19 protein-coding genes and 1 tRNA gene are annotated in these 19,736 nt (G+C 61.6%); 5 read left to right on the plus strand and 15 right to left on the minus strand.

The genetic code is table 11. The features are described 5' to 3' along the window. Nucleotides 1-16: 16 nt before the first annotated feature. The 5 genes from ACN5AZ_RS10260 to trxB form a co-directional block, all read right to left on the minus strand. Nucleotides 17-1,075 (minus strand): Hint domain-containing protein, encoded by a 1,059-nt coding sequence (locus ACN5AZ_RS10260; RefSeq protein ID WP_419428780.1) that lies wholly within the window; start codon nt 1,073-1,075, stop codon nt 17-19. Between the two features lie 128 nt (nt 1,076-1,203). Next, nucleotides 1,204-3,294: a bifunctional sulfate adenylyltransferase/adenylylsulfate kinase gene (locus ACN5AZ_RS10265; RefSeq protein WP_419428781.1), complete on the minus strand. Its 2,091-nt coding sequence runs from the start codon at nt 3,292-3,294 to the stop codon at nt 1,204-1,206. A 179-nt stretch (nt 3,295-3,473) separates the two neighbouring features. Further along, nucleotides 3,474-3,818, minus strand: a complete 345-nt coding sequence (locus tag ACN5AZ_RS10270) for a ribonuclease E inhibitor RraB (RefSeq protein ID WP_419428782.1) — start codon at nt 3,816-3,818, stop codon at nt 3,474-3,476. 50 nt (nt 3,819-3,868) lie between these two features. Beyond that, the gene (locus tag ACN5AZ_RS10275; protein ID WP_419428783.1) at nt 3,869-4,258 is read right to left on the minus strand and encodes a hypothetical protein; all 390 of its coding nucleotides are present in this window, start codon (nt 4,256-4,258) and stop codon (nt 3,869-3,871) included. Between the two features lie 152 nt (nt 4,259-4,410). Beyond that, the gene (trxB, locus tag ACN5AZ_RS10280; protein WP_419428784.1) at nt 4,411-5,427 is read right to left on the minus strand and encodes a thioredoxin-disulfide reductase; all 1,017 of its coding nucleotides are present in this window, start codon (nt 5,425-5,427) and stop codon (nt 4,411-4,413) included. A 283-nt stretch (nt 5,428-5,710) separates the two neighbouring features. On the opposite strand from trxB, the gene ACN5AZ_RS10285 reads away from it, so the two are divergent. Continuing rightward, nucleotides 5,711-6,211 carry an Lrp/AsnC family transcriptional regulator gene (locus ACN5AZ_RS10285; protein ID WP_419428785.1) on the plus strand — a complete coding sequence of 167 codons (501 nt, stop codon included), beginning with the start codon at nt 5,711-5,713 and terminating at the stop codon, nt 6,209-6,211. An 18-nt stretch (nt 6,212-6,229) separates the two neighbouring features. Here the strand turns inward: ACN5AZ_RS10285 and ACN5AZ_RS10290 are convergent, their stop codons facing one another. The 5 genes from ACN5AZ_RS10290 to lgt all read right to left on the minus strand — a co-directional run bounded on the left by ACN5AZ_RS10290 (nt 6,230) and on the right by lgt (nt 10,267). After that, the gene (locus ACN5AZ_RS10290; RefSeq protein ID WP_419428786.1) at nt 6,230-7,000 is read right to left on the minus strand and encodes a Hint domain-containing protein; all 771 of its coding nucleotides are present in this window, start codon (nt 6,998-7,000) and stop codon (nt 6,230-6,232) included. A 262-nt stretch (nt 7,001-7,262) separates the two neighbouring features. After that, nucleotides 7,263-7,406 (minus strand): hypothetical protein, encoded by a 144-nt coding sequence (locus tag ACN5AZ_RS10295; protein WP_419428787.1) that lies wholly within the window; start codon nt 7,404-7,406, stop codon nt 7,263-7,265. Between the two features lie 137 nt (nt 7,407-7,543). Continuing rightward, nucleotides 7,544-8,299 (minus strand): peptidoglycan editing factor PgeF, encoded by a 756-nt coding sequence (gene pgeF / locus ACN5AZ_RS10300; protein WP_419428788.1) that lies wholly within the window; start codon nt 8,297-8,299, stop codon nt 7,544-7,546. Beyond that, entirely contained in the window at nt 8,289-9,389 is a 1,101-nt protein-coding gene (locus ACN5AZ_RS10305) for a class I SAM-dependent methyltransferase (protein ID WP_419428789.1), read from the minus strand. The genes pgeF and ACN5AZ_RS10305 overlap by 11 nt, the downstream gene beginning before the upstream one ends. After that, entirely contained in the window at nt 9,386-10,267 is an 882-nt protein-coding gene (lgt, locus tag ACN5AZ_RS10310) for a prolipoprotein diacylglyceryl transferase (RefSeq protein ID WP_419428790.1), read from the minus strand. The genes ACN5AZ_RS10305 and lgt overlap by 4 nt, the downstream gene beginning before the upstream one ends. Before the next feature lie 97 nt (nt 10,268-10,364). Here lgt and ACN5AZ_RS10315 point away from each other — a divergent pair, with 97 nt between their 5' ends. Then, entirely contained in the window at nt 10,365-10,610 is a 246-nt protein-coding gene (locus ACN5AZ_RS10315) for an accessory factor UbiK family protein (RefSeq protein ID WP_419428791.1), read from the plus strand. Nucleotides 10,611-10,779: 169 nt separating this feature from the next. After that, nucleotides 10,780-12,231, plus strand: coding sequence for a xylulokinase (gene xylB / locus ACN5AZ_RS10320; RefSeq protein WP_419428792.1), 1,452 nt, complete (start codon nt 10,780-10,782; stop codon nt 12,229-12,231). A 30-nt stretch (nt 12,232-12,261) separates the two neighbouring features. Here the strand turns inward: xylB and ACN5AZ_RS10325 are convergent, their stop codons facing one another. The 4 genes from ACN5AZ_RS10325 to dapF all read right to left on the minus strand — a co-directional run bounded on the left by ACN5AZ_RS10325 (nt 12,262) and on the right by dapF (nt 15,826). Further along, a complete protein-coding gene (locus tag ACN5AZ_RS10325; RefSeq protein ID WP_419428793.1) occupies nt 12,262-12,963 on the minus strand; it encodes a CDP-alcohol phosphatidyltransferase family protein in 702 nt (233 codons plus the stop codon). 80 nt (nt 12,964-13,043) lie between these two features. Continuing rightward, nucleotides 13,044-13,670, minus strand: coding sequence for an FMN-binding negative transcriptional regulator (locus tag ACN5AZ_RS10330; protein ID WP_419428794.1), 627 nt, complete (start codon nt 13,668-13,670; stop codon nt 13,044-13,046). 60 nt (nt 13,671-13,730) lie between these two features. Continuing rightward, nucleotides 13,731-15,002 (minus strand): tRNA (N(6)-L-threonylcarbamoyladenosine(37)-C(2))-methylthiotransferase MtaB, encoded by a 1,272-nt coding sequence (mtaB, locus tag ACN5AZ_RS10335; RefSeq protein WP_419428795.1) that lies wholly within the window; start codon nt 15,000-15,002, stop codon nt 13,731-13,733. Continuing rightward, nucleotides 14,999-15,826 (minus strand): diaminopimelate epimerase, encoded by an 828-nt coding sequence (gene dapF / locus ACN5AZ_RS10340; RefSeq protein WP_419428796.1) that lies wholly within the window; start codon nt 15,824-15,826, stop codon nt 14,999-15,001. Before dapF ends, mtaB begins: the two co-directional genes overlap by 4 nt. A gap of 313 nt (nt 15,827-16,139) precedes the next feature. On the opposite strand from dapF, the gene ACN5AZ_RS10345 reads away from it, so the two are divergent. After that, nucleotides 16,140-16,215 (plus strand) — tRNA-Lys (locus ACN5AZ_RS10345). 105 nt (nt 16,216-16,320) lie between these two features. Here ACN5AZ_RS10345 and ACN5AZ_RS10350 read toward each other — a convergent pair. Beyond that, nucleotides 16,321-16,995 (minus strand): hypothetical protein, encoded by a 675-nt coding sequence (locus ACN5AZ_RS10350; RefSeq protein ID WP_419428797.1) that lies wholly within the window; start codon nt 16,993-16,995, stop codon nt 16,321-16,323. 242 nt (nt 16,996-17,237) lie between these two features. Here ACN5AZ_RS10350 and ACN5AZ_RS10355 point away from each other — a divergent pair, with 242 nt between their 5' ends. Then, nucleotides 17,238-19,736, plus strand: coding sequence for a chemotaxis protein CheB (locus ACN5AZ_RS10355; RefSeq protein ID WP_419428798.1), 2,499 nt, complete (start codon nt 17,238-17,240; stop codon nt 19,734-19,736).

Consider the following 19,736-nt stretch of genomic DNA (forward strand, 5'->3'; position numbering starts at 1 on the left):
GGTTTTCTTTGGCCCGCTAATGTGCGGCGGAAACAGTTTGGTCGTCGGTGGCTATGGGACCGGTCGAGATCATATGCAGCAACAGCCGCGCCTCTGTTGCGCCAAGTACAGGCCATCCGGCCCGAAGACGCTGCCGCCCTGAATACACGCTTTCCAATCTGATCCGGTCGCTTTGCGGCAGCATTCGGCGCGCCCATGGTCCTGCCTGAAAGGTCTCGCACCACAGGCCGGGACAGCGCAGCGCTGTATGGCGCCGGGTCATGAGGTGGACGTAGTTTATAGTCGCCTGTCTGCGTTGCCGTACCTGTGGCAGGTGCAGCAGGTGGCGCGCGGCAAGCAGCACGTGCTGGCTGCCAAACAAAAGCTGCGCCATTGGACTGGTCACCATCACGCGATGCAGCGGGGACAGCCGGATCACAGCGCGCGCACCCAGCACCCCGCTGGGGATCACCACAGGGGCGTTTATGCTGTTATGGGCGGCCACGCGGCGCTGCGCCGTCCAGATCAAAGGGCGTGGCCCCTGATAGGTCATGACCTGATCACCGTCGGAGAGGCTGTCCGCCCGCCGCCACCCATCCGGTGTCTGGATCGGTGTCTCCGGCGCGAAACACAGCATCCGGTCGACGGCATTGATCTGCGTTCCCGAATATTCCACACCGTTGAACGTGCCCAACCGCGCCGCCGTGATGTCGGCAGGGTACCAGCCGTCCTGTATATCGCTGTTGTGCAGCCGCACGCCCCATGCGCCGTTCTCCAGAACCGTCACGATCAGGTTCACCGAATGGTCGACCCCGTTCACGGTGATGGTGGAGTTTGAATAAACGGCGATCTCGTGCCCCTTGTTCAGGACACCGTCGATCACGATCCCCTCGCCGGGGGAGCGCACGCCCGTGTCATCACGGTCCTCATCATAGATGACGCCGTCATTGTCGGCATCGCGCAGCAGGTATTCCTTATATGTCGCCACCGAGAGGACCTGACCGTTCAGCCCGGCATCAAGGTTATCCTGATTGCTGGTGGAAAACCCTGCAAGCGGCCCGGGTTGTAGCCAACCCCAAGTGAGATGTTCAGCCATTTCCACCTCCGATGGTTGAAGGGAAGGCATAAGGTCAATTTGTGAAGATTGCCTTTGAACATTCTTTAAAATGCGAAAGGGCCGGACACTCGGTCCGGCCCCTTGCCAAAATGTGATGGGTGATGCGCTTATTCGGCGGCGATCAGCCCCATGCTTTCCAGCTTCAGGATGACCTGATGGGCGCAGTTGTCGACGTCGACGTTTTCGGTTTCGACCGACAGTTCCGGGTTCGCAGGCACATCATAGGGATCGGAGATGCCGGTGAATTCCTTGATCTTGCCTTCGCGCGCCAGCTTGTACAGGCCTTTGCGGTCGCGACGTTCGCATTCCTCGATCGACGTGGCCACGTGGACCTCGACGAATGCGCCGAACTGCTCGATGTCCTCACGCACCGCGCGACGGGTGGTTGCATAGGGCGCGATGGGCGCGCAGATCGCGATGCCGCCGTTCTTGGTGATCTCGGACGCCACATAGCCGATGCGGCGAATGTTCAGGTCACGGTGCTCCTTCGAGAAGCCAAGCTCGCTCGACAGGTTTTTGCGCACGATGTCACCGTCCAGCAGCGTCACGGGACGGCCGCCCATTTCCATCAGCTTGACCATAAGGGCGTTCGCAATGGTGGATTTGCCGGAGCCGGAGAAACCGGTGAAGAACACGGTAAAGCCCTGCTGCGAGCGCGGCGGCTTGGTGCGGCGCAGTTCCTTGACCACCTCGGGGAAGGAGAACCATTCCGGGATTTCCAGACCTTCGGCCAGACGGCGGCGCAGTTCGGTGCCGGAGATGTTCAGGATGGTCACGTCATCCTTGTCAGCGATTTCATCTGCGGGTTCGTACTGGGCGCGTTCCTGCACGTAGACCATGTGCTTGAAGTCGACCATTTCGCAGCCGATTTCGGACTGGTGCGCACGATACAGCTCTTGCGCGTCATAGGGGCCGTAGAAGTCCTCACCGGCAGAGTTCTTGCCGGGGCCGGCGTGGTCGCGGCCAACGATGAAGTGGGTGCAGCCGTGGTTGGCGCGGATCAGACCGTGCCAGACGGCCTCGCGCGGGCCTGCCATACGCATGGCAAGGTTCAGCAGCGACATGGTGGTGGTGGACTGGGGGTATTTGTCCAGAACCGCCTCGTAGCAGCGCACGCGGGTAAAGTGGTCCACATCGCCCGGTTTGGTCATGCCGACAACCGGGTGGATCAGCAGGTTGGCCTGTGCCTCTTTCGCGGCGCGGAAGGTCAGTTCCTGATGCGCGCGGTGCAGCGGGTTACGCGTCTGGAACGCAACCACTTTGCGCCAGCCCAGCTTGCGGAAGTATGAACGCAGCTCATTGGGTGTGTCGCGGCGGGCGCGGAAGTCATAGTGCACGGGCTGCTGGATGCCGGTCACGGGACCGCCCAGATACACGTTGCCCGCGGTGTTGTGCAGGTAGTTGACCGCCGGATGCGCGCTGTCGTCGGCACCGAACACTTTCTCGGCTTCACGCGACTTGTTGGGGACCCATTTGTCGGTCACGGTCATCGTGCCGAGGATCACGCCCTCTTGGTCGCGCAGCGCGATGTCCTGACCGATCTCGATCTTATCAGCAAAGTCTTCCTTAACGTCGAGCGTGATCGGCATCGGCCACAGGGTGCCGTCTGCGAGACGCATGTTTTCCACGACGCCGTTGTAATCCTCTTCCGACAGGAAGCCCTTGAGCGGGTTGAACCCGCCGTTCATCAGCAGTTCCAGATCGCAAATCTGGCGCGGGGTCAGATCGTGCGAGGTCAGGTCAGCGGCTTCGACCTTCAGTTTCTGGGCGCTGTCGTAGGACACGTACAGCTCGGGGATGGGGGCAAGGTTGGATTGCATCAGCGTGCTCCTGTATTTCAGTGGCATGAGGTCGCCCACAGAGCCGGTCAGCTCTGCGTGCAGCGCCGCATATTCGGCGAATTTCCGTGCGAGAAAGGACTGAACGAGCCGTTCCTTGGTCTCGCGGCCTGTCTCTGTCAGCGCGTAGGCGAACCGCTGGCGGCGATCATTGCCCTTGCGTTCGGACACAACAATAAGCCCGGCGTCCGTCGCGGCGCGCAGCTGAGCATTCAGCCGCCCGAGCGATACGCCCATAGCCTCTGCGATGGCGCGTTGGCTTGCGTCCGGTGCCCGGTCCAGCTGCCGCAACAGCACAAACAGCTGGTCGTCATCGGACGCAGCGGCTTTGGCCGTCAAGGTTTCGGGATCGGAGGGCATCAGAAGACTCGTTATGTGTTCACGCGTGAACACATGTCACCTTTCCCAAGGTCAGGAAACCTTTTTCTGCCCCGATGGGCCATTTTTTGCCTTCTGCGCGATGGCGTGACCCAAAAAACGCATATGGCCGGACGATCCCTTTGGATCACCCGGCCATGAAAGGTCGCATTTTATATGGATCAGTCTTCGCCGTCGCCCAGCAGGCCCCAGCCGTCCGGTTCGAACCCGTGGGACAGCGCAATGCGTGTGGCGACTTCCTCGCCCAGCCAGATGCCATCTGCCGAGATGATCTGTTCGAACAGAGTGGCCACGAGGTAGGGGCCATTGGCCTCTCCGTCGTCTTCCACCCATTCGCAATCGTAGCCTTCATCGGCCAGCGCCTTGGCCAGCGGCTGCCAGTCGCTTTTGGCGGCCGGAACGAGGAAGTAATCCACATCAGCGAACTCAGGCAGGCCGTGGGCCGCTTGCAATTCGGCATAGGTGGCGCGGGTCTCGGCGCGCTGGGCGTCGTAATCATGGGACATATCGGGCCTCTGATCCTGCTGGTCCAAATCTATCCGCGTGGTAGCGGGGATCACGTCCCTTGGCCAGAGGGGTGGTGGTGTGGCACGCCCCGCAGCCAGAGTGCAGCCAGTCCCGTAGGCAGCAGCAAGATCCACTGCGGCAGGATCAACAACGCCGACAGGCCGCCCATCCACAGGGCTGTCACCACAAAGATCACGCCGCCGCCAATCCAAAGCCAAGCCAAACAGATACGTGCCGCGCCGTCCCGGGCAAAGACCCATGCGGAGACCGCCAGAAACAGGCCAAGGATATGCCAACAGGCCGCCATGGTGCCACGCACCATCAACGGCAATGTGCCAGAGGTGACGGGCAGCAGCGTGTCAAAGGTGCCGACGAAGATGTGGACACCAGCGGTGAGCGCGGCAAGCGCGGCGGGGAGCAAGGGCAGCAGGCGAAGCATCGGGGTCTCACATCACAACGGGTTTGATACGACGCTCTACCATTGCGCGAGTTTGCACAACTGGACTGTGTGTCGCGGGCCGTACCACTGCGCACAAAAAAGGGGCCGGATGCGATCCAGCCCCTTTTGTCATGTCTGGTAAACCGCTGCGGTCAGTGACCAGCTTCGACGGGCGCGCCGTAGCCCAGTGGCTCGGTCTCGTCCTTGTCGGGGGTGGCGGGATCGTCCAGCCCTTGTTCGGCCAGCCAACGCTCGGCTTCCAGCGCGGCCATGCAGCCCATGCCGGCGCTTGTCACAGCTTGGCGGTATTTGTGGTCGGTCAAATCGCCTGCCGCAAAGATACCGGGGATCGAGGTTTCGGTGCTGTCGGGTTTGGTCACAACATAGCCGCCCATGTGGGTTTCCAGCACGTCTTTGACCAGCTCGTTGGCCGGAGCGTGGCCGATGGCGACAAACACACCTGCGCAGTCAATCTCAGAGGTTTCGCCGGTCTGTACGTTCTTCACGCGCACGCCTGTTACACCCTTGGGCATGTCGGTGCCCAGAACCTCGTCCAATTGGTGATGCCACAGGGTTTCGACCTTGGGGTGTTTGAACAGGCGGTCCTGCAGGATCTTTTCGGCGCGTAGCTCGTCGCGGCGATGGATCAGCGTCACCTTGGAGGCGAAGTTGGTCAGGAACAGCGCTTCCTCGACGGCGGTGTTGCCGCCACCGATCACAACGATTTCCTTGCCACGGTAGAAGAAGCCGTCGCAGGTCGCGCAGGCGGATACGCCAAAACCTTTGAACGCCTCTTCCGAGTCCAGCCCCAGCCATTTGGCGCGCGCGCCGGTGGCCAGAATGATCGAATCGGCGGTGTAGGTTGCGCCGCTGTCACCGTGGGCCACAAAGGGGCGCACGTCGAAGTCGATCTTGGTGATGATGTCACCGATGATTTCGGTGCCCATGGCGCGGGCGTGCGCCTCCATGTTGACCATCAGGTCGGGGCCCTGAATTTCGGTGTGGCCGGGCCAGTTTTCAACCTCGGTCGTCGTGGTCAGCTGGCCGCCGGGTTCGATCCCCTGCACCAGCAGCGGATTCAGCATGGCCCGCGAGGCATACACGCCAGCGGTGTATCCGGCAGGGCCGGAGCCGATGATAAGAACCTTGGTGTGGCGGGTATCGGGCATGGTCTGACTCCGGTCGTTCGCGTTTGGCCCTTGCATATAACCACTGCGCCGCGCTGTGCAATGCACGGCGGCGTGGGGTGGTTGCGGAGCTGTGACCGAAACTGCGGCAACGGGGTTAAGAAAGTTACGCATTTGCGAAATATTATTGCGCGCACCATGCGTAGCGATATAATTAATCGGAAATGCATGGGGTCCGTCGACCCGTGACGCTGCGTTGAATAATCCGTGACCTTGCGACTGTATCAGTTGTCGCGCCGATCACGCCAAGTGTTTGGAGAACCATATGCCGTTGCACCGGCTCGATCCGATTGATCGAAAAATCCTGTCCGAGCTGCAGGCCGATGGCCGAATGACCAATGTTGAACTGGCAAAACGCGTCGGGATTTCTGCGCCTCCCTGCCTGCGGCGTGTGCGTGTGCTCGAAGAGCAAGGATATATCCAAGGCTATCATGCGGATGTGGACAGTCGCGCGCTGGGCTTTGAGGTGCAGGTCTTTGTGATGGTCGGTCTGCAAAGTCAGGCCGAATCGGACTTGTCCGCCTTTGAGGGGCGCTGCCGTGATTGGCCGTTGGTCCGCGAATGTCATATGCTGAATGGCGAGGTGGATTTCATCCTGAAATGCGTCGCGCCGGATCTGTCGACGTTCCAGAGCTTCCTGACAGGGGATTTGTTGACCGCGCCGAATGTGGCATCGGTCAAGACGTCGCTGGTGATCCGTGGCGCCAAGGACGAGCCGGGCGTGCCCTTTGACGTGCTGGAAGATCGGTTGAGCCGCAGCGCCTGACCACGCTGCGGCCACCGCTTAGCTGTTTGTCAGCTTGTCGATCATCTCGCGCGATGTGCGCATGGCGCAAGTCTCGCCAAAATCGCCCAGCGTTTCGAGATGCGGGAACAACGCCATGAACAGGGCGCGGGTTTTTGCGCCGAACTGCTGGCTGGCGTCGTTGCCGGGATGGAATGTCTCGACCTCGACGCCGCCCACCTTCAGCGTGGTGTGGCGGCGCACCATCACATGGTACATCTCGACAGTTCCTGCCGGTGTGATGTCCAGATACCGGTCCCCGTCGATATAGTCGGTCAGCGGCGCCAGAACCGTTTCATTGCCAAGCAGCGATTTCAGTTTCGGATGGCGGACGACCATGCGCGCGGCGGGCCCGAACAAAAGATCCATCGGCGGCTGGCCCAGCCCCATTGCGCCTGATGTCACACGGGTCAGAGAGGTGAGAGAGGTGGCATCATCCGCGCGGTTCGGGATGTAGCTGGTCGACCCGATCCATGTCACAGGTTCCGGCCCCATGGCGGTCTGGATATAGTCGCCAGGCATCAGATCCTCGATCGCGACGGGGCCAGAGACCGTGTCGATCAGCGTGCCGCGCGCCAAAGCAGCGGCGCAGTTTTCAAACAGCGGCGTGGCCGGGGCGACGATCTGGTCAAATTCGGGCAGCAGGTCGGGGCGGAGGTAGGCAATTTCATACCGCCGCATCAATGTGGGGCTGGTGGTGTCACGGACGGCACTGGCAGGTGGCGTACCGGCATAAGACGCGGGAGCAAAACCGCGGTGGAGACTGGTCATGTGAACCCCTTATAGGTTGGTCACATCCGTGTTGGCCCCCACCAACAACGACAGAAGGACGATAATAAATTCGTCATCGTTGGTTCTGAAATAGCCCCAATCGGGGTGGTTCGTCAAAATTGAATCCAAAAACATACTGTTGACGGATCTAATACTCTGCGCGGCCGGCGACTGTTCCGTTTGCTGGAACGATGGCGCAGAAACGCACACAGGCGGGGTGTGGTGCCCCGCCTGTGTGCATCTGTGGTCTGAATTCTCGCGCTCAGGCGCGTTTCAAAGTTGGTGTCGTGTTGGGTTTGCGCGCCGCAATTGTGGCTTTGCGGGTGGACCCGCGTTCCCATGGCAAACGGGTTGTATCGCTCGCCTTGGCGGTGGCTACGATGGATTTTACAAAACGCGTTTTCATGCCGCTGGTCCTTCTGGTCCGAATGCTGGGGCGGTGGCCGCCTTGCCTTGGAACAGAAGATGGCGTCGGAATCAGGCGGACTTGTGACCTGATTGGGATAATACCGCAGCCATATCGTGATTGTTTCCGGTCATCGCTTACAGGCGAATCGCCGAGATCAACCGCCCGTAATCGGCCTCTTTGGCGTGGGTGGCGCGGCGGAATGAATAGAACCTGTCCGGGTCGGAGTAGGTGCAGTGACGGGTCCATTCGGCGGCAACACCGGCGGCGCGCAGCTTGTGCAGCCCATAGGCGGGCAGGTCGAACAGCATGCGATCGCCTGTTCCATTGGCGAAAAAGCGGCTGTTGTCCGGATCCTCTTGCATAAAGTTGTCCAGAAATTCCGGCCCGACCTCATAAGCGCCTTGGCTGATCGAGGGGCCGATGACCGCCACGATACAATCGCGTTCGGCCCCAAGGTCGGTCATGGCGTCTATCGTGGCCTCCAGCACGCCATCCCGCGCCCCGCGCCAGCCTGCATGGGCCGCGCCGATGACGCCGTTTTCCACATCGGCAAACAGCACCGGCTGGCAATCGGCGGTCAGAATGCCCAAGGCCACACCGGGCGTGGCCGTGACCAAGGCGTCCGCCTGCGGTTTCGGATCGGCTGCACCGTCCGCCACAGTCACCGCGCGGGCCGAATGGACCTGATGCACCGTGGCCAGATTGGACGGGGCCACGCCCATCGCATCGGCCACGCGGGCGCGGTTGATCGCCACGATATCGCGTTGGTCGGACGATCCGGTGCCGCAGTTCAGACCGGCAAACACCCCGGAGGAGGCACCGCCGCGTCGGGTAAAGAACCCGTGGCGCATCGGGGACAGGCTGTCGGATGTGATGATCTCAAGCGTCATGTGCAGCAAATTCAATCATATCGGGGTCATAAGGATCCAGTGCAGGGGGCGCAGTTTGCGTTGCCGGAAACAGGCCGAGCACTTTGAACAGTGATCCCATTTCAGATGGGTGCGTCAACCGGCGATGTGCGGCGATGTGGGTTTCCAGCGCATCGCCTTGCAGCCGGGTGGCAAGCGCTTGGGCGCGCGGCGTGATGCCGAGCCTCTCCAGAAAGACGCCCTGCGCGGTGGCGGCGCTATGGGCTGCGGGCTGCGCGGCCTGCGCCAAGGCCTCGAAATCCACATGGGCGGTCAGATCAGCCTGTCCCGGTTCTGCGAACGGATCGACGCTGCTGTGATTCTGCACCGCCTGAAAGGTGTCGCCGATGCTGCGCCAGCCGCCGTAGTCTACAATAAGCGCCGCGCCGCCATGGGTCGCGATCCGCACGCCGATGTCTTGCGCAATGGCCTGCGCGGGGGCGCAGGTCTCGACGATCTGGCCGGGGCGGGTGCCGTCCAGCCGGTGATCCAGAGCCTCGACCGGGGCGGGGTCGGTTAACCCGATGGCCAGACGCCCGTCATGCAGCCCGACCACACGTTCCTGCCAGCCGTTTTCGTGCCGTTGGAATTGGCGGATCGGCAAGGCGTCAAAGAACTCATTGGCCACAAGAAACAGCGGCCCCTCGGGCAGGGTGTCAAACCCGTTGTGGAAGATCGGGTCCGGAAGGCGGGCCTGCTGCTGCGCACGCAAGCTGGGCGAGGTTTCGATCAGATGCAGTTGCGCTGCCGCGTGAAAGCCCTGCACCTGTGCGGTGGCCCGCAGGATATCGGCCATCAGGGTGCCACGGCCGGGGCCGGCCTCGGCCAGAATAAACGGGCCGGGGGCGCCTTGGTCCAGCCACGCTTGCGCGAGGCACAGGCCGATCAGCTCGCCAAACATCTGGCTGATTTCCGGCGCGGTGGTGAAATCGCCGCGCGCGCCAAGCGGGTCTCGACGCATGTAGTAGCCGTGTTCCGGATGGGACAGGCAGGCCGACATATATTCGGCCAAGGTCATCGGACCCGTCCGCGCGATCTGGTGGCGCAGAATGTCAGCCAGCGGAGAGGTCATACGCGCCGCGACCTTATGAGGAACAGCAGCCCTGCAGCGATCATCGCCGTGCTGAGCAATTGGCCCTGCGTGATGCCTGCGCCGGCGAATTCGATGGCATAGCCGACGGAATCAGTGGCCGAGGTGAACTGTTCATCCGGCTGTCGGAAGAATTCCACAAAGATGCGGGCCGCCGCATAGCCGATAAAGAACACAGCCGCGATGGTGCCCGGGCGGCGCAGCGCGCCACGTGCTGCGAGAATCAGCAACACCACGCCAAGCAGCAGCCCCTCCAGCCCTGCCTCGTAAAGCTGAGAGGGATGGCGGGCGCAGAGCTCTCCCACTGCTTGGCCGCAGTTTTGCGCCGCAGGGCCGGGAAAGATCACGCCCCATGGCGCATCGGTCGGACGGCCCCAAAGTTCAGCGTTGATGAAATTCGCCACGCGGCCCAGCAGCAATCCCGGCGGTGTCGCCAGCGCGAGCATGTCGGCGGTCGACAAAACGGGGGCGCGGTTGCGCAGACACCAGATCCACGCCGCCACAACGACGCCGATCAATCCTCCGTGAAAGGCCATGCCGCCTTGCCAAACCATCAGGATTTCCGCCGGATGGGCGAGGTAATAGCCCGCGTTGTAGAAGAACACGTAGCCCAGCCGCCCACCGAGAATCACCCCGAGGATGATCCATGTCAGCAGGTCTTCGATCTGGGCGGGGCTGGCGGGGGGCTGCTCGGCGGGCCAAAGCCGGGGGCGTTTGACGGCAGCCACAGCGATGCGCCAGCCGATCAGCAGGCCCGCGATATAGGCCAGCGCGTACCAGCGCAGGGCAAAGTCCATGCCAAAGAGCGTGATGGAAAACAGCTCTGACGAAAGGTCGGGAAAGGGGATGGCGGCGATCATATGTCCTGATGCCTCTGGATTAAGGGAAAGGTCAACCTTGAGGGTTGTTGCATTGCGCCCCATATAGAAGACGAAATGCAACGTCGGAGTGACCCCCATGCAGACCCGCAACAAGGTTTTTGACGACCTCTCGCAGCTGATGACCAATGCCATGGGCGTCGCGCAAGGGGCAAAGGATGAAGCGGAAACCGCCCTGAAGGGGATGGTGGACCGCTGGCTCGCGGATCGTGATTTTGTCACGCGTGAAGAATTTGATGCCGTGCGCGGCATGGCGCAGAAGGCCCGCGAAGAAAACGAGGCGCTGAAAGCGCGTCTCGACGCGCTGGAGGCTGCGTCCAAGTAAGCTGTTGCGCTGAGCTTTGCTCAGCGCCGTGGGGGGCGGGCGCGGGTCTGACGACCCGCGCCCGCCCCTGGCGTTCCAACGTACCGGAGTCTGCCAAGCGTGAAACCGGTTTGACTTTGCCCGCCCGAGCAGGTGTCTGTGTTTGCGCAAACAGCTGTGAGGGGGCGACATGTATATCGGGTTGGATCTGGGGACGTCCGGGCTGCGGGCCGTTTTGGTGGCCGACGACGGACGCCTGATCGCCAGTGGCGCAGAAAGCTATGCGACACAGCAACCCCATCCCGGTTGGTCCGAGCAAGACCCGGGGTTGTGGACCTCCGCCGTTGATGCGGTCTTGAGCCAGATGGCCGCGCAGCACCCGAGCGCGATGGCCCAGGTGCGTGGCATGGGCGTTTCCGGTCACATGCACGGGGCCGTGTGTCTGGATACGAGGGGCGCTATATTGCGCCCTTGTATCCTGTGGAATGACAGCCGTGCCGGGGTCGAGGCCGCAGAGCTGGACGCGCGGCAGGGAGTGCGGGAGACGTCCGGCAATATCGTCTTTCCCGGCTTCACCGCGCCGAAACTGATGTGGATGGCGCGGCATGAGCCGCAGCTGTTCGAGGCATGTGCGAAGGTGTTGCTGCCCGCTGGCTATATGAATTTCCACCTCACCGGCGAATACTTTGCCGATATGTCCGATGCGGCGGGGACCGCGTGGCTGGATACCGGCGGGCGCGATTGGTCAGAGACACTGCTGGACGCCTGCGGGCTGACGCGCGCACAGATGCCGCGTCTGATCGAGGGGTGCGAGGTCGGTGGCACCCTGCGCCCGGATCTGGCGGCGCGATGGGGCATGTCGGATCAGGTCGCCGTGGTCGGCGGGGCGGGAGATAACGCGGCCTCTGCCTGTGGGGTGGGCGCACTGGGCGAGGGGACGGGCTTTGTCTCGCTCGGCACGTCCGGCGTGGTGCTGACGGGGCGCGACAGCTATGCGCCCGCCCCCGCAAGTGCTGTGCACAGTTTCTGCCATGCGGTGCCTGATCGCTGGTACCAGATGGGGGTGATCCTGTCGGCCACGGATTCGCTGAATTGGCTGAGCCGTGTGACCGGGGCCGCGCCGGCCACACTGGCCAAGGATTTGCCGGACCAGATCAACGGGCCGGGGCGGCTTCGGTTTATGCCTTATCTGTCGGGAGAACGGACGCCACATAACGACCCACAGGTGCGGGGTGGATTTCTTAATATAGAACAGGGCACGGACCGCGCGGCGATGACACAGGCGGTGATGGAAGGCGTGGCCTTTGCCTTGGGCGATTGTGCGCAGGCGCTGCGCGGCACCGGAGCCCAGTTAAATAGTTTGCTGGCGATTGGTGGCGGTACCGCCTCGCGTTACTGGCTGCAAACCATCGCTACCGTTCTGGATGTCACGCTGGAGCTGCCGGAGGCGGGTGATTTTGGGGCGGCGCTTGGCGCCGCGCGGCTGGCGATGGTGGGCACAGGCGCGGGATCTGTCGAGGATATCATGCAGCCGCCCAAGGTGGCCGAGCGCATTGCCCCACGGTCGGATCTGGTAGCGGCTTATCGGGAGGCGCACGCGGCCTTTGCCGCCTGCTATCCCATGCTGCGTGAGGTGTCCTGAGACCTGCGGCGTCGGGGCAATAGCCCCGACCTACGAGCGGGCAGGAACGATCTGCTGAACGATGCCCACGCCCAGCAGGTAGACAGAGGTCACAACCAGACCCCAGTGCGCCCAGCTTTCGGGGTGGAATTCGACCCAAGCGGCCCACCCTGCGAAGAAGGTCCATGCCAGCGCGACGGGCAGGGACAAGGCGCGCCAACGCGCCGTGCGCACCGGATGGATGAATTTCAGCGGCAAGAACATCGCCACAGTCAGCGCCACGACCAGCCCGAGAATGACCCAGAAATCCGGCTTTACCGCGAAGAGCACAAGGATCAGCATGTTCCAGCAACCCGGAAAGCCCTGAAACGAATTGTCGGTCGTTTTCATCCGGCTGTCGGCGAAATACATCGCGCTGGAAAAGGTGATCAGAATGATCGACGCCCAGCCGGTCCAGCCGGGCAGCAGCCCGCTTTGAAACAGGGCAAAGGCCGGAATGAACACATAGGTCAGATAGTCGATGATCAGATCCAACAGCACACCGTCAAAGCGCGGTGCATTGGATTTCACGTCGTATTTGCGCGCAAGCGGGCCATCCACGCCATCCACAGCAAATGCCACCACCAGCCACAAAAACATCACGGGCCAGTTTTCCTGAACCGCTGCCAGCAAAGCCAGCATGGCGAAAACCGCGCCAGTGGCGGTCAGCAGATGCACCAAAAGCGCGCGGGTCTGGGGGGAGGCGATGGTCATGCGCTCTGTCATGGCGGAAAACCGATGCAATGGCAATTCAGCCGATGGTTGCCCCGGCGTCGGGCTTTATGCCCTGTGCGTTATTCCGCCTGTGGCGGTTGCCGCATCAACTGCGCAAGGCCGTCCAGCTCTGAGCCCAAGCCCGACCGGATGTGTTCGGCGGCGCGCAGCCGGGCGGCGTCCGGTTTGTTCTGGTTCAGCTTGAAAGTGCTGGACACAGTGTCGATGCGTAATTCGAAGGGCAGGATCATGCGCAGAAACCGGGCCTTGGTGTCGGCAGTCATTTTGTCCATGGTCCAAGGGGTTTTGCCGGGAATGTCATCCTCAAACGCGGCGGATTGGCGGGCCAGCATATCGGGCAGGCGGTCCGCTGGCAGCCTGTGCAAAACGCCCGTTAGATGCACCGCTGCATAGTTCCACGTGGGCACCTGATCCTCGATCCCGTACCAGTCGGGCGACACGTAGCCATCGGGGCCACTGACCACCAGTGTCACCGGAAGGTGTTCCTTGCAGGCGCGGGCAATCGGGTTGGGCCGGGCCATGTGCAGCTCTGCCATATCGCCGTCACCGTTCAACAGAAACGGAAGATGGGAAACCAAAGGCGGCCCATCGGGGGACGAGGCCGTAAGCACACCAAAGCTGCGCCCGCGCGCAAAGGCGATGGCCTGCGCGTCAGAGGCTTGCCGGAAAGACGGATTGCTGTGCATATCGGTGCTCCCATGACCTGACGGCTATGGGTGGCACATGAAATCTGACGGGTAAAGCCTTCAGGTGCTGCCTGCAGTCCCCAGAAGTTGCGTGTCGGTCTGGCCGTGGATGGTGGCGCTGATGATCTGGCCAACGTCCTGCGGTGCGTCGAACAGCACTTCGGTGAACTGTTCGGTGCGGCCCAGTTCGGGGGATTCCATCAACACGCGATGGGCCGCTCCTTGCTGAGAGGCAAGGTGACGTGTGACCGCGCGGGCCCCCTCGGCACGCAAACGTGCCGCGCGTTCCTTGATCGTGGGACCGTCGACGCGGTTCGGGATCTTGGCCGCAGGGGTGCCGGGGCGGGCCGAGTAGGGGAACACATGCAGCCATGTCAGGTTGCACGCCTCGACCAGCGACAGGCTGTCGGCGAAATGTTCCTCGGTCTCGGTGGGGAAGCCTGCAATGATATCTGCCCCGAAGGTGATGCCGGGCCGCAGTTTGCGGGCCTCTTCGGTAAAGGCGATGGCATCGTCGCGCAGATGACGGCGCTTCATCCGTTTCAGGATCAGGTCCGAGCCGTGTTGCAGCGACAGGTGCAGATGCGGCATCAAGCGCGGCTCCGTCGCGATGGCCTGCATCAGATTGTCGTCCGCCTCGATCGAGTCGATGGAGGAGATGCGCAGGCGCGGCACATCGGTGAGCTTCAGAATGCGCATGACCAGATCGCCAAGACGCGGCTCTCCGGGAAGATCGGCCCCCCATGAGGTCAGATCCACGCCGGTGAGCACGACCTCGTTATAGCCCTCTTGGACCAGCCGCTTGATCTGATCGATCACAACCCCTGCGGGCACAGAGCGCGAGTTGCCACGGCCGTAGGGGATGATGCAGAAGGTGCAGCGGTGATCGCAGCCGTTTTGCACCTGCACATAGGCGCGCGACCGCGTGCCGAACCCGTCAATCAGATGGGCCGCTGTTTCCTGCACCGACATGATGTCGTTGACCATGACACGTTCGGTGTCACCGATGAAATTCGGGGTCAGGCGGGTCCATGTCTGGGGGTCGAGCTTTTCGGTGTTGCCGATGACATGGCTCACTTCGTCCATGGCGGCAAAACTGTCGGGATCGATCTGCGCGGCGCAGCCGGTGACGATCAGCGGCGCATCGGGATTGTCACGGCGCAGGCGGCGGATCTCCTTGCGGGCTTTGGCCACGGCCTCGGATGTGACGGCGCAGGTGTTGACGATCATGGCGTCGGTCAGACCGGCCTCGGTGGCGAGCCGCTTCATCGCCTCGGTCTCGTAGGCGTTCAACCGGCAGCCGAGCGTGGTGAATTTGGGTGCGTCGGTCATGCCAGCCACTCCGCCGTCAGCACGCCGGTAAAGACATGCGCGGTGGGGCCTGTCATCCAGACACCGTCGTCGCGCCAGTCGATGTGCAAGGTGCCGCCGTCAAGGTCGATGCGTACGCTGCGCCCGGTCAGGCCGCGACGTGCCGCCGCCACCGCCGTTGCACAGGACGATGACCCTGACGCCAGCGTCAGCCCGGCACCGCGCTCCCAAACCCGCATCCGCAGATGATTGTCCCCCACGACCGAGGCCACCTGCACATTGGTGCGCTCCGGATACAGCGGGTGATGTTCGATGTCGGGGCCAAAGCGGGGCAGATCGACCGCTTCGGCATCGTCCACAAAGAACGTGCAATGCGGGTTGCCCATGGAGGTGGCGACAGGATCGCCGTCGATGGGCAGATGCAGCGTGTCCACATCGCGCGCCAAGGGAATCTGCGCCCATTCGGTGACGGGATGGCCCATGTTGACGGACACAAGGCCATTGCCTGCGTCGATGGCCTCTAGCGGACCGTGGCTTGTGGTCAGGGTCAGCGCCTTTTGTCCGGTCTCCTGCATCAGAAACCGTGCGATGCAGCGGGTGGCATTGCCGCAGGCCGCTGACGACGAGCCGTCCGAGTTCAGAAACACCAGATGCGCATCGGCGGTCTTGGTTGTCTCGATCAGGGCCAGTTGGTCGAACCCCACGCCCATGTGGCGGTCGGCCAGACGGGTGGCCAGCTCTGGCGACACCGAAACGGCGCGCGCACGGCAATCGATCACGACAAAGTCGTTCCCCAGCCCGTGCATTTTCATAAAGGGCAAACCGGTATCGCGTGTGTGTTCCATCCGCGCGCATATACGCCTGTGAAGGCCTTTGTGCCAGAGGGGCAAACCCAGAGTTTACCGCAGCGCATAGCGGCCTGTCCTGTGCTGCGGGACGGTTTGTTGTGGGTGGGGTGACGCGGCTGGATACGAATCTGGTTAATGCCTGTTCCCACGGGGCCGATGGGCAGGGAAACTGCCCGCCTCGGGGTGTTTGGTTGTTTTAATTAATTAAAATCAATGACTTGTGTAAAAATAACGATTGGATGACAAAAAGCGGGAAAATCGGGTTGACGGTCTGGGCCGTAACTCTTAGACACCGCTCCACAGACAGCGTGGGCCGTTAGCTCAGTTGGTAGAGCAACTGACTTTTAATCAGTGGGTCGTAGGTTCGAATCCTACACGGCTCACCACTGAACCTCCAGAAAGATACCTGATTTGGGTATGTGGTGCGTTCAGGGGTGTCATATCTCGCTTGTACGAATCAGACGTATCATCTCCCGACCGGCGGGATGAATTCAGCGCAGGCGGGCTTCGCGGCTGTGTCCACTGCCTTGGGTCCATTGGATGGCACGTGTCCCGCTGTGTGCGGTGATCTGTGCCGGTGGCCTGACATAGGCGCGCTCGGTCGCTGCGATGCCGGTGAACTCGTCTTTGAGGCTTTCCGCTTCGTCCAGTGATGTTGCACTGCGGGCCGGAATGTCGCGCAGATCACCTTCGACCACCCGTGTCAGCAGCGCGATATAATCGCTCAATTCGTCGCGTTTGGCGCGCATTGTTTTGATGCGCGCCGTCAGCAGATTGGCCTGCCTGTCGGTCAGCCCGTTTTCCAGAATGTGATCAAACACTTCCAACGCGGGCAGCAGCAACTCATGCAGGACAGGGGCGGCAACCGTTTCGACCGAATCCATTGGTGTTGCGTTCGGGCGATAGCCGTTGGCGAAAACGGCACTTACATCTCCGGCGGTCTGCACAAAACGGATGCTGGCCGCAGCCGATCCGTTTGGACCAATACGGGTCAGAACCCGCAACCCTTTCATTTCCAGCCCCGGCAATGTCGCGGCAAAGTCCGACTCGCTGTGCACGGTCGTTTCCTGAGCGTCCCAGAGGCGGCTATGCAGGATCTCTGCGATCGCGGGAGCAAGGGCGGTGTCCAACGCTTTCGGCGAATCCATAGCCATACGTGTCGACATGTGGCCTGACCGAAAACGGGCGTAGGAGAATTTCCAAGGGCCATCAGGCCCGTCGCGCGTAAGCCAGAATTCCAATCCGCCGGTTTCAGAATGCGTTGGATGAGACATTGACGTGGCTCCGGACGTGAAAAGCACGCTACGGTTAACGTGTCGCAGCGATTGTTAAGTCAACGTAAACCTGAAATGGTGAAAATTGGATTAACGCGCATAACGCTCGTTGAGAATTTGATAACGAGGGCAGTATGGACGCGCAGAAAGACGGCGACAGTCAGGTCCAGATCGTTGTGGGCATCGCCGCATCGGCCGGCGGGCTAGAGGCGATGTCGCTTCTGGCGCAGCATTTGCCGATGGATCTGAATTGCGCCTATGTTCTGGCGCAGCATATGTCGCCGCATCACGCCAGCGTCCTGCCCACGCTGATTTCCAGAGAGACACGGCTGAACGTCAAGCAGGTCGATGGCGATATGCCGCTGGAGCCGAACACAATCTACGTGCCTGTGCCGCGTACGGATATCGAAGTGAGGGCGGGGAGCGTCCATCAATGTGAACCGTCCGGCGCGCATGCAGAGCCCAAACCCTCGGCGGATCGGCTGTTCCGCTCCATCGCAGAGCATTACGGTGAATGCAGTGTGGGCGTCGTGCTGTCGGGCACCGGCAGCGACGGGACATATGGTGTACAGGCCATCCGCGAGGCGGGGGGCATCAATATCGCGCAGGACAGCTCCAGCGCGAAATACGAGACCATGCCGTCCTCTGCCGTGGAAAGCGGGTCCATTGATCTGGTGCTGTCGCCGCGCCAGATCGGCGAGCAGCTGCGCAACATTCTCAAACGTCCGCGCGATTTCTCCAAGCTGCAGGCCCTGATCGAACAGCCCAAGGTCTATGACGATATCTTCCGTCTGTTGCAGGCCCAGACCAAGGTCAACTTTCGCCATTATAAGGAAACAACCGTCAGCCGCCGTATCCAGCGCCGGATGATTGCCATGGGGTTCGAGGATTACGGCGATTACGTCGAATTCTGCCGCAGCAACGCTGAAGAGCTCAATGCCCTGTTCCGGGATCTTCTGATCTCTGTCACGCGGTTCTTTCGCGACGCGGACCAGTTCGACGCCCTGCGCACGGCACTTGCCGATTATATCGCGCGCGTGGATCGCCGCCCGATTCGCGTCTGGGTTCCGGGATGTGCTTCTGGCGAAGAGGCTTACTCCATCGCCTTTATCCTATGCGATCTTCTGGGCGTGTCCCCCAAAGATGCCGAGCGTAACGTGCAGGTCTTTGCCACCGATCTGGATGTGGCGGCCTTGGCGCGGGCGCGAGCTGGGGTCTATCCGGCCTCCAGCGCCAATGGCATCCCCGAGGAATACCTTGGCCGGTTCACCACCCGTAGCGACAATCTGTTGCGCGTGCGCCCCGAGGTGCGCAAGCTGGTCCTGTTCTCGCAACACAACGTGTTCCAGGACCCGCCGTTTTCGGAAATCGATCTCGTCAGCTTCCGCAACACGATGATCTATTTCGAGAACAGCCTGCAGGATAAGGTCATGTCGCGCATTCTGTATGCGCTGCGTCCCGAGGGGCTGCTGTTTCTGGGCACCTCTGAAAACGTGGGCGAGCTGGAGCCCTATTTCGAGAATGTCGCCGAACGCACCCGTTTGTTCAGAAAGCGGGGCAGCAACTCGTTTGATCGCGATGCGCTGGTCCGCTTTGGTCTGCGCCCACGCACCCGTTCGGATCGGGGCAAAGGTCGGACATCGACGGCCAGCAAGGGTGAAGACGAAAACGATAACCTGTTCGAGGCGCTGGCCAATGCGGTCGCGCCCTTGGGCTTTCTTGCCAATGAACAAAAAGATCTGGTGCGCATCTATGGCGACATCAGCGCCTTCACCCGCGTCACGGACGAGGTGCGCGGTAGGCTGACCACCAACACCCTGATCAAGGAACTGGCGCAGGATGCCGCCAGCCTTATTCCGCTGTGTTTGAAATACGGCACCGCGCGGGATGGTCTGTGGCGCAATATCGAAGGCCACGGATTCAACCGCGTGCGGCTGCATGGCTATCCGGTGAAGCCTGCGCACGGCAAAAACAGCCATGTGCTTGTCGGGATCGAGGCGGAGCAGATTGAAAGCCCCGTGGCCGAGGTGGGCGTGGGCGAGGAAGCCGCTGGCTATATCACCTACGTCGAGAATGAGCTGGCTGATGCCCGCGAAGCGCTGCAGATCACGATGGAGGAGCTGCAAACCTCGAACGAGGAACTGCAATCCACCAACGAGGAACTGCAATCCACCAATGAGGAATTGCAGTCCACGAACGAAGAACTGGAGACCTCGAACGAGGAGTTACAGTCCACCAACGAAGAGCTGATCACCGTCAACGAAGAACTGCTGATCAATACCGATGAGCTGAACAAGCTGGTGGTGGAACAGGCGGCGATGCTGGAATGCATGCCGGTGCCACTGCTGGCGGTTGATCCGATGATGAACATCAAAAGCGCGTCGCATCGGGCGATCGAGCTGTTCGGCCTGTCATCGCGTGGCGCGCATTTTGGACATATCAGCCAGTTGCATCTGCCGTGGGCCGAATTCCCCGACCTGACCGAGATCTGCACCAATGTGCTGTCCCGGCAGGTGCCCGAAGTGGTGGAGTTCGCTCAGGGTGAGGGGGTGAACAGGCTGCGGGTTGCACCCTATTTCGTGCAGAACAACGATCTGATGGGTCTGATCGTCGTGCTGGAAATCGCGATCTGA

It is taken from the genome of Sagittula sp. SSi028, assembly GCF_048553715.1.
Lineage (GTDB): Bacteria > Pseudomonadota > Alphaproteobacteria > Rhodobacterales > Rhodobacteraceae > Sagittula.

Bases quoted from the DNA above. Each gene is read 5' to 3' on its own strand.
- ACN5AZ_RS10330 (WP_419428794.1), bottom strand. From the start codon at position 13,670: ATGCACAGCAATCCGTCTTTCCGGCAAGCCTCTGACGCGCAGGCCATC.
- trxB (WP_419428784.1), bottom strand. From the start codon at position 5,427: ATGCCCGATACCCGCCACACCAAGGTTCTTATCATCGGCTCCGGCCCT.
- ACN5AZ_RS10275 (WP_419428783.1), bottom strand. From the start codon at position 4,258: ATGCTTCGCCTGCTGCCCTTGCTCCCCGCCGCGCTTGCCGCGCTCACC.
- ACN5AZ_RS10295 (WP_419428787.1), bottom strand. From the start codon at position 7,406: ATGAAAACGCGTTTTGTAAAATCCATCGTAGCCACCGCCAAGGCGAGC.
- ACN5AZ_RS10315 (WP_419428791.1), top strand. From the start codon at position 10,365: ATGCAGACCCGCAACAAGGTTTTTGACGACCTCTCGCAGCTGATGACC.
- ACN5AZ_RS10285 (WP_419428785.1), top strand. From the start codon at position 5,711: ATGCCGTTGCACCGGCTCGATCCGATTGATCGAAAAATCCTGTCCGAG.
- mtaB (WP_419428795.1), bottom strand. From the start codon at position 15,002: ATGACCGACGCACCCAAATTCACCACGCTCGGCTGCCGGTTGAACGCC.
- lgt (WP_419428790.1), bottom strand. From the start codon at position 10,267: ATGATCGCCGCCATCCCCTTTCCCGACCTTTCGTCAGAGCTGTTTTCC.
- ACN5AZ_RS10305 (WP_419428789.1), bottom strand. From the start codon at position 9,389: ATGACCTCTCCGCTGGCTGACATTCTGCGCCACCAGATCGCGCGGACG.
- pgeF (WP_419428788.1), bottom strand. From the start codon at position 8,299: ATGACGCTTGAGATCATCACATCCGACAGCCTGTCCCCGATGCGCCAC.
- ACN5AZ_RS10260 (WP_419428780.1), bottom strand. From the start codon at position 1,075: ATGGCTGAACATCTCACTTGGGGTTGGCTACAACCCGGGCCGCTTGCA.
- dapF (WP_419428796.1), bottom strand. From the start codon at position 15,826: ATGGAACACACACGCGATACCGGTTTGCCCTTTATGAAAATGCACGGG.
- ACN5AZ_RS10265 (WP_419428781.1), bottom strand. From the start codon at position 3,294: ATGCCCTCCGATCCCGAAACCTTGACGGCCAAAGCCGCTGCGTCCGAT.
- ACN5AZ_RS10290 (WP_419428786.1), bottom strand. From the start codon at position 7,000: ATGACCAGTCTCCACCGCGGTTTTGCTCCCGCGTCTTATGCCGGTACG.
- ACN5AZ_RS10355 (WP_419428798.1), top strand. From the start codon at position 17,238: ATGGACGCGCAGAAAGACGGCGACAGTCAGGTCCAGATCGTTGTGGGC.
- xylB (WP_419428792.1), top strand. From the start codon at position 10,780: ATGTATATCGGGTTGGATCTGGGGACGTCCGGGCTGCGGGCCGTTTTG.
- ACN5AZ_RS10325 (WP_419428793.1), bottom strand. From the start codon at position 12,963: ATGACCATCGCCTCCCCCCAGACCCGCGCGCTTTTGGTGCATCTGCTG.
- ACN5AZ_RS10350 (WP_419428797.1), bottom strand. From the start codon at position 16,995: ATGTCGACACGTATGGCTATGGATTCGCCGAAAGCGTTGGACACCGCC.
- ACN5AZ_RS10270 (WP_419428782.1), bottom strand. From the start codon at position 3,818: ATGTCCCATGATTACGACGCCCAGCGCGCCGAGACCCGCGCCACCTAT.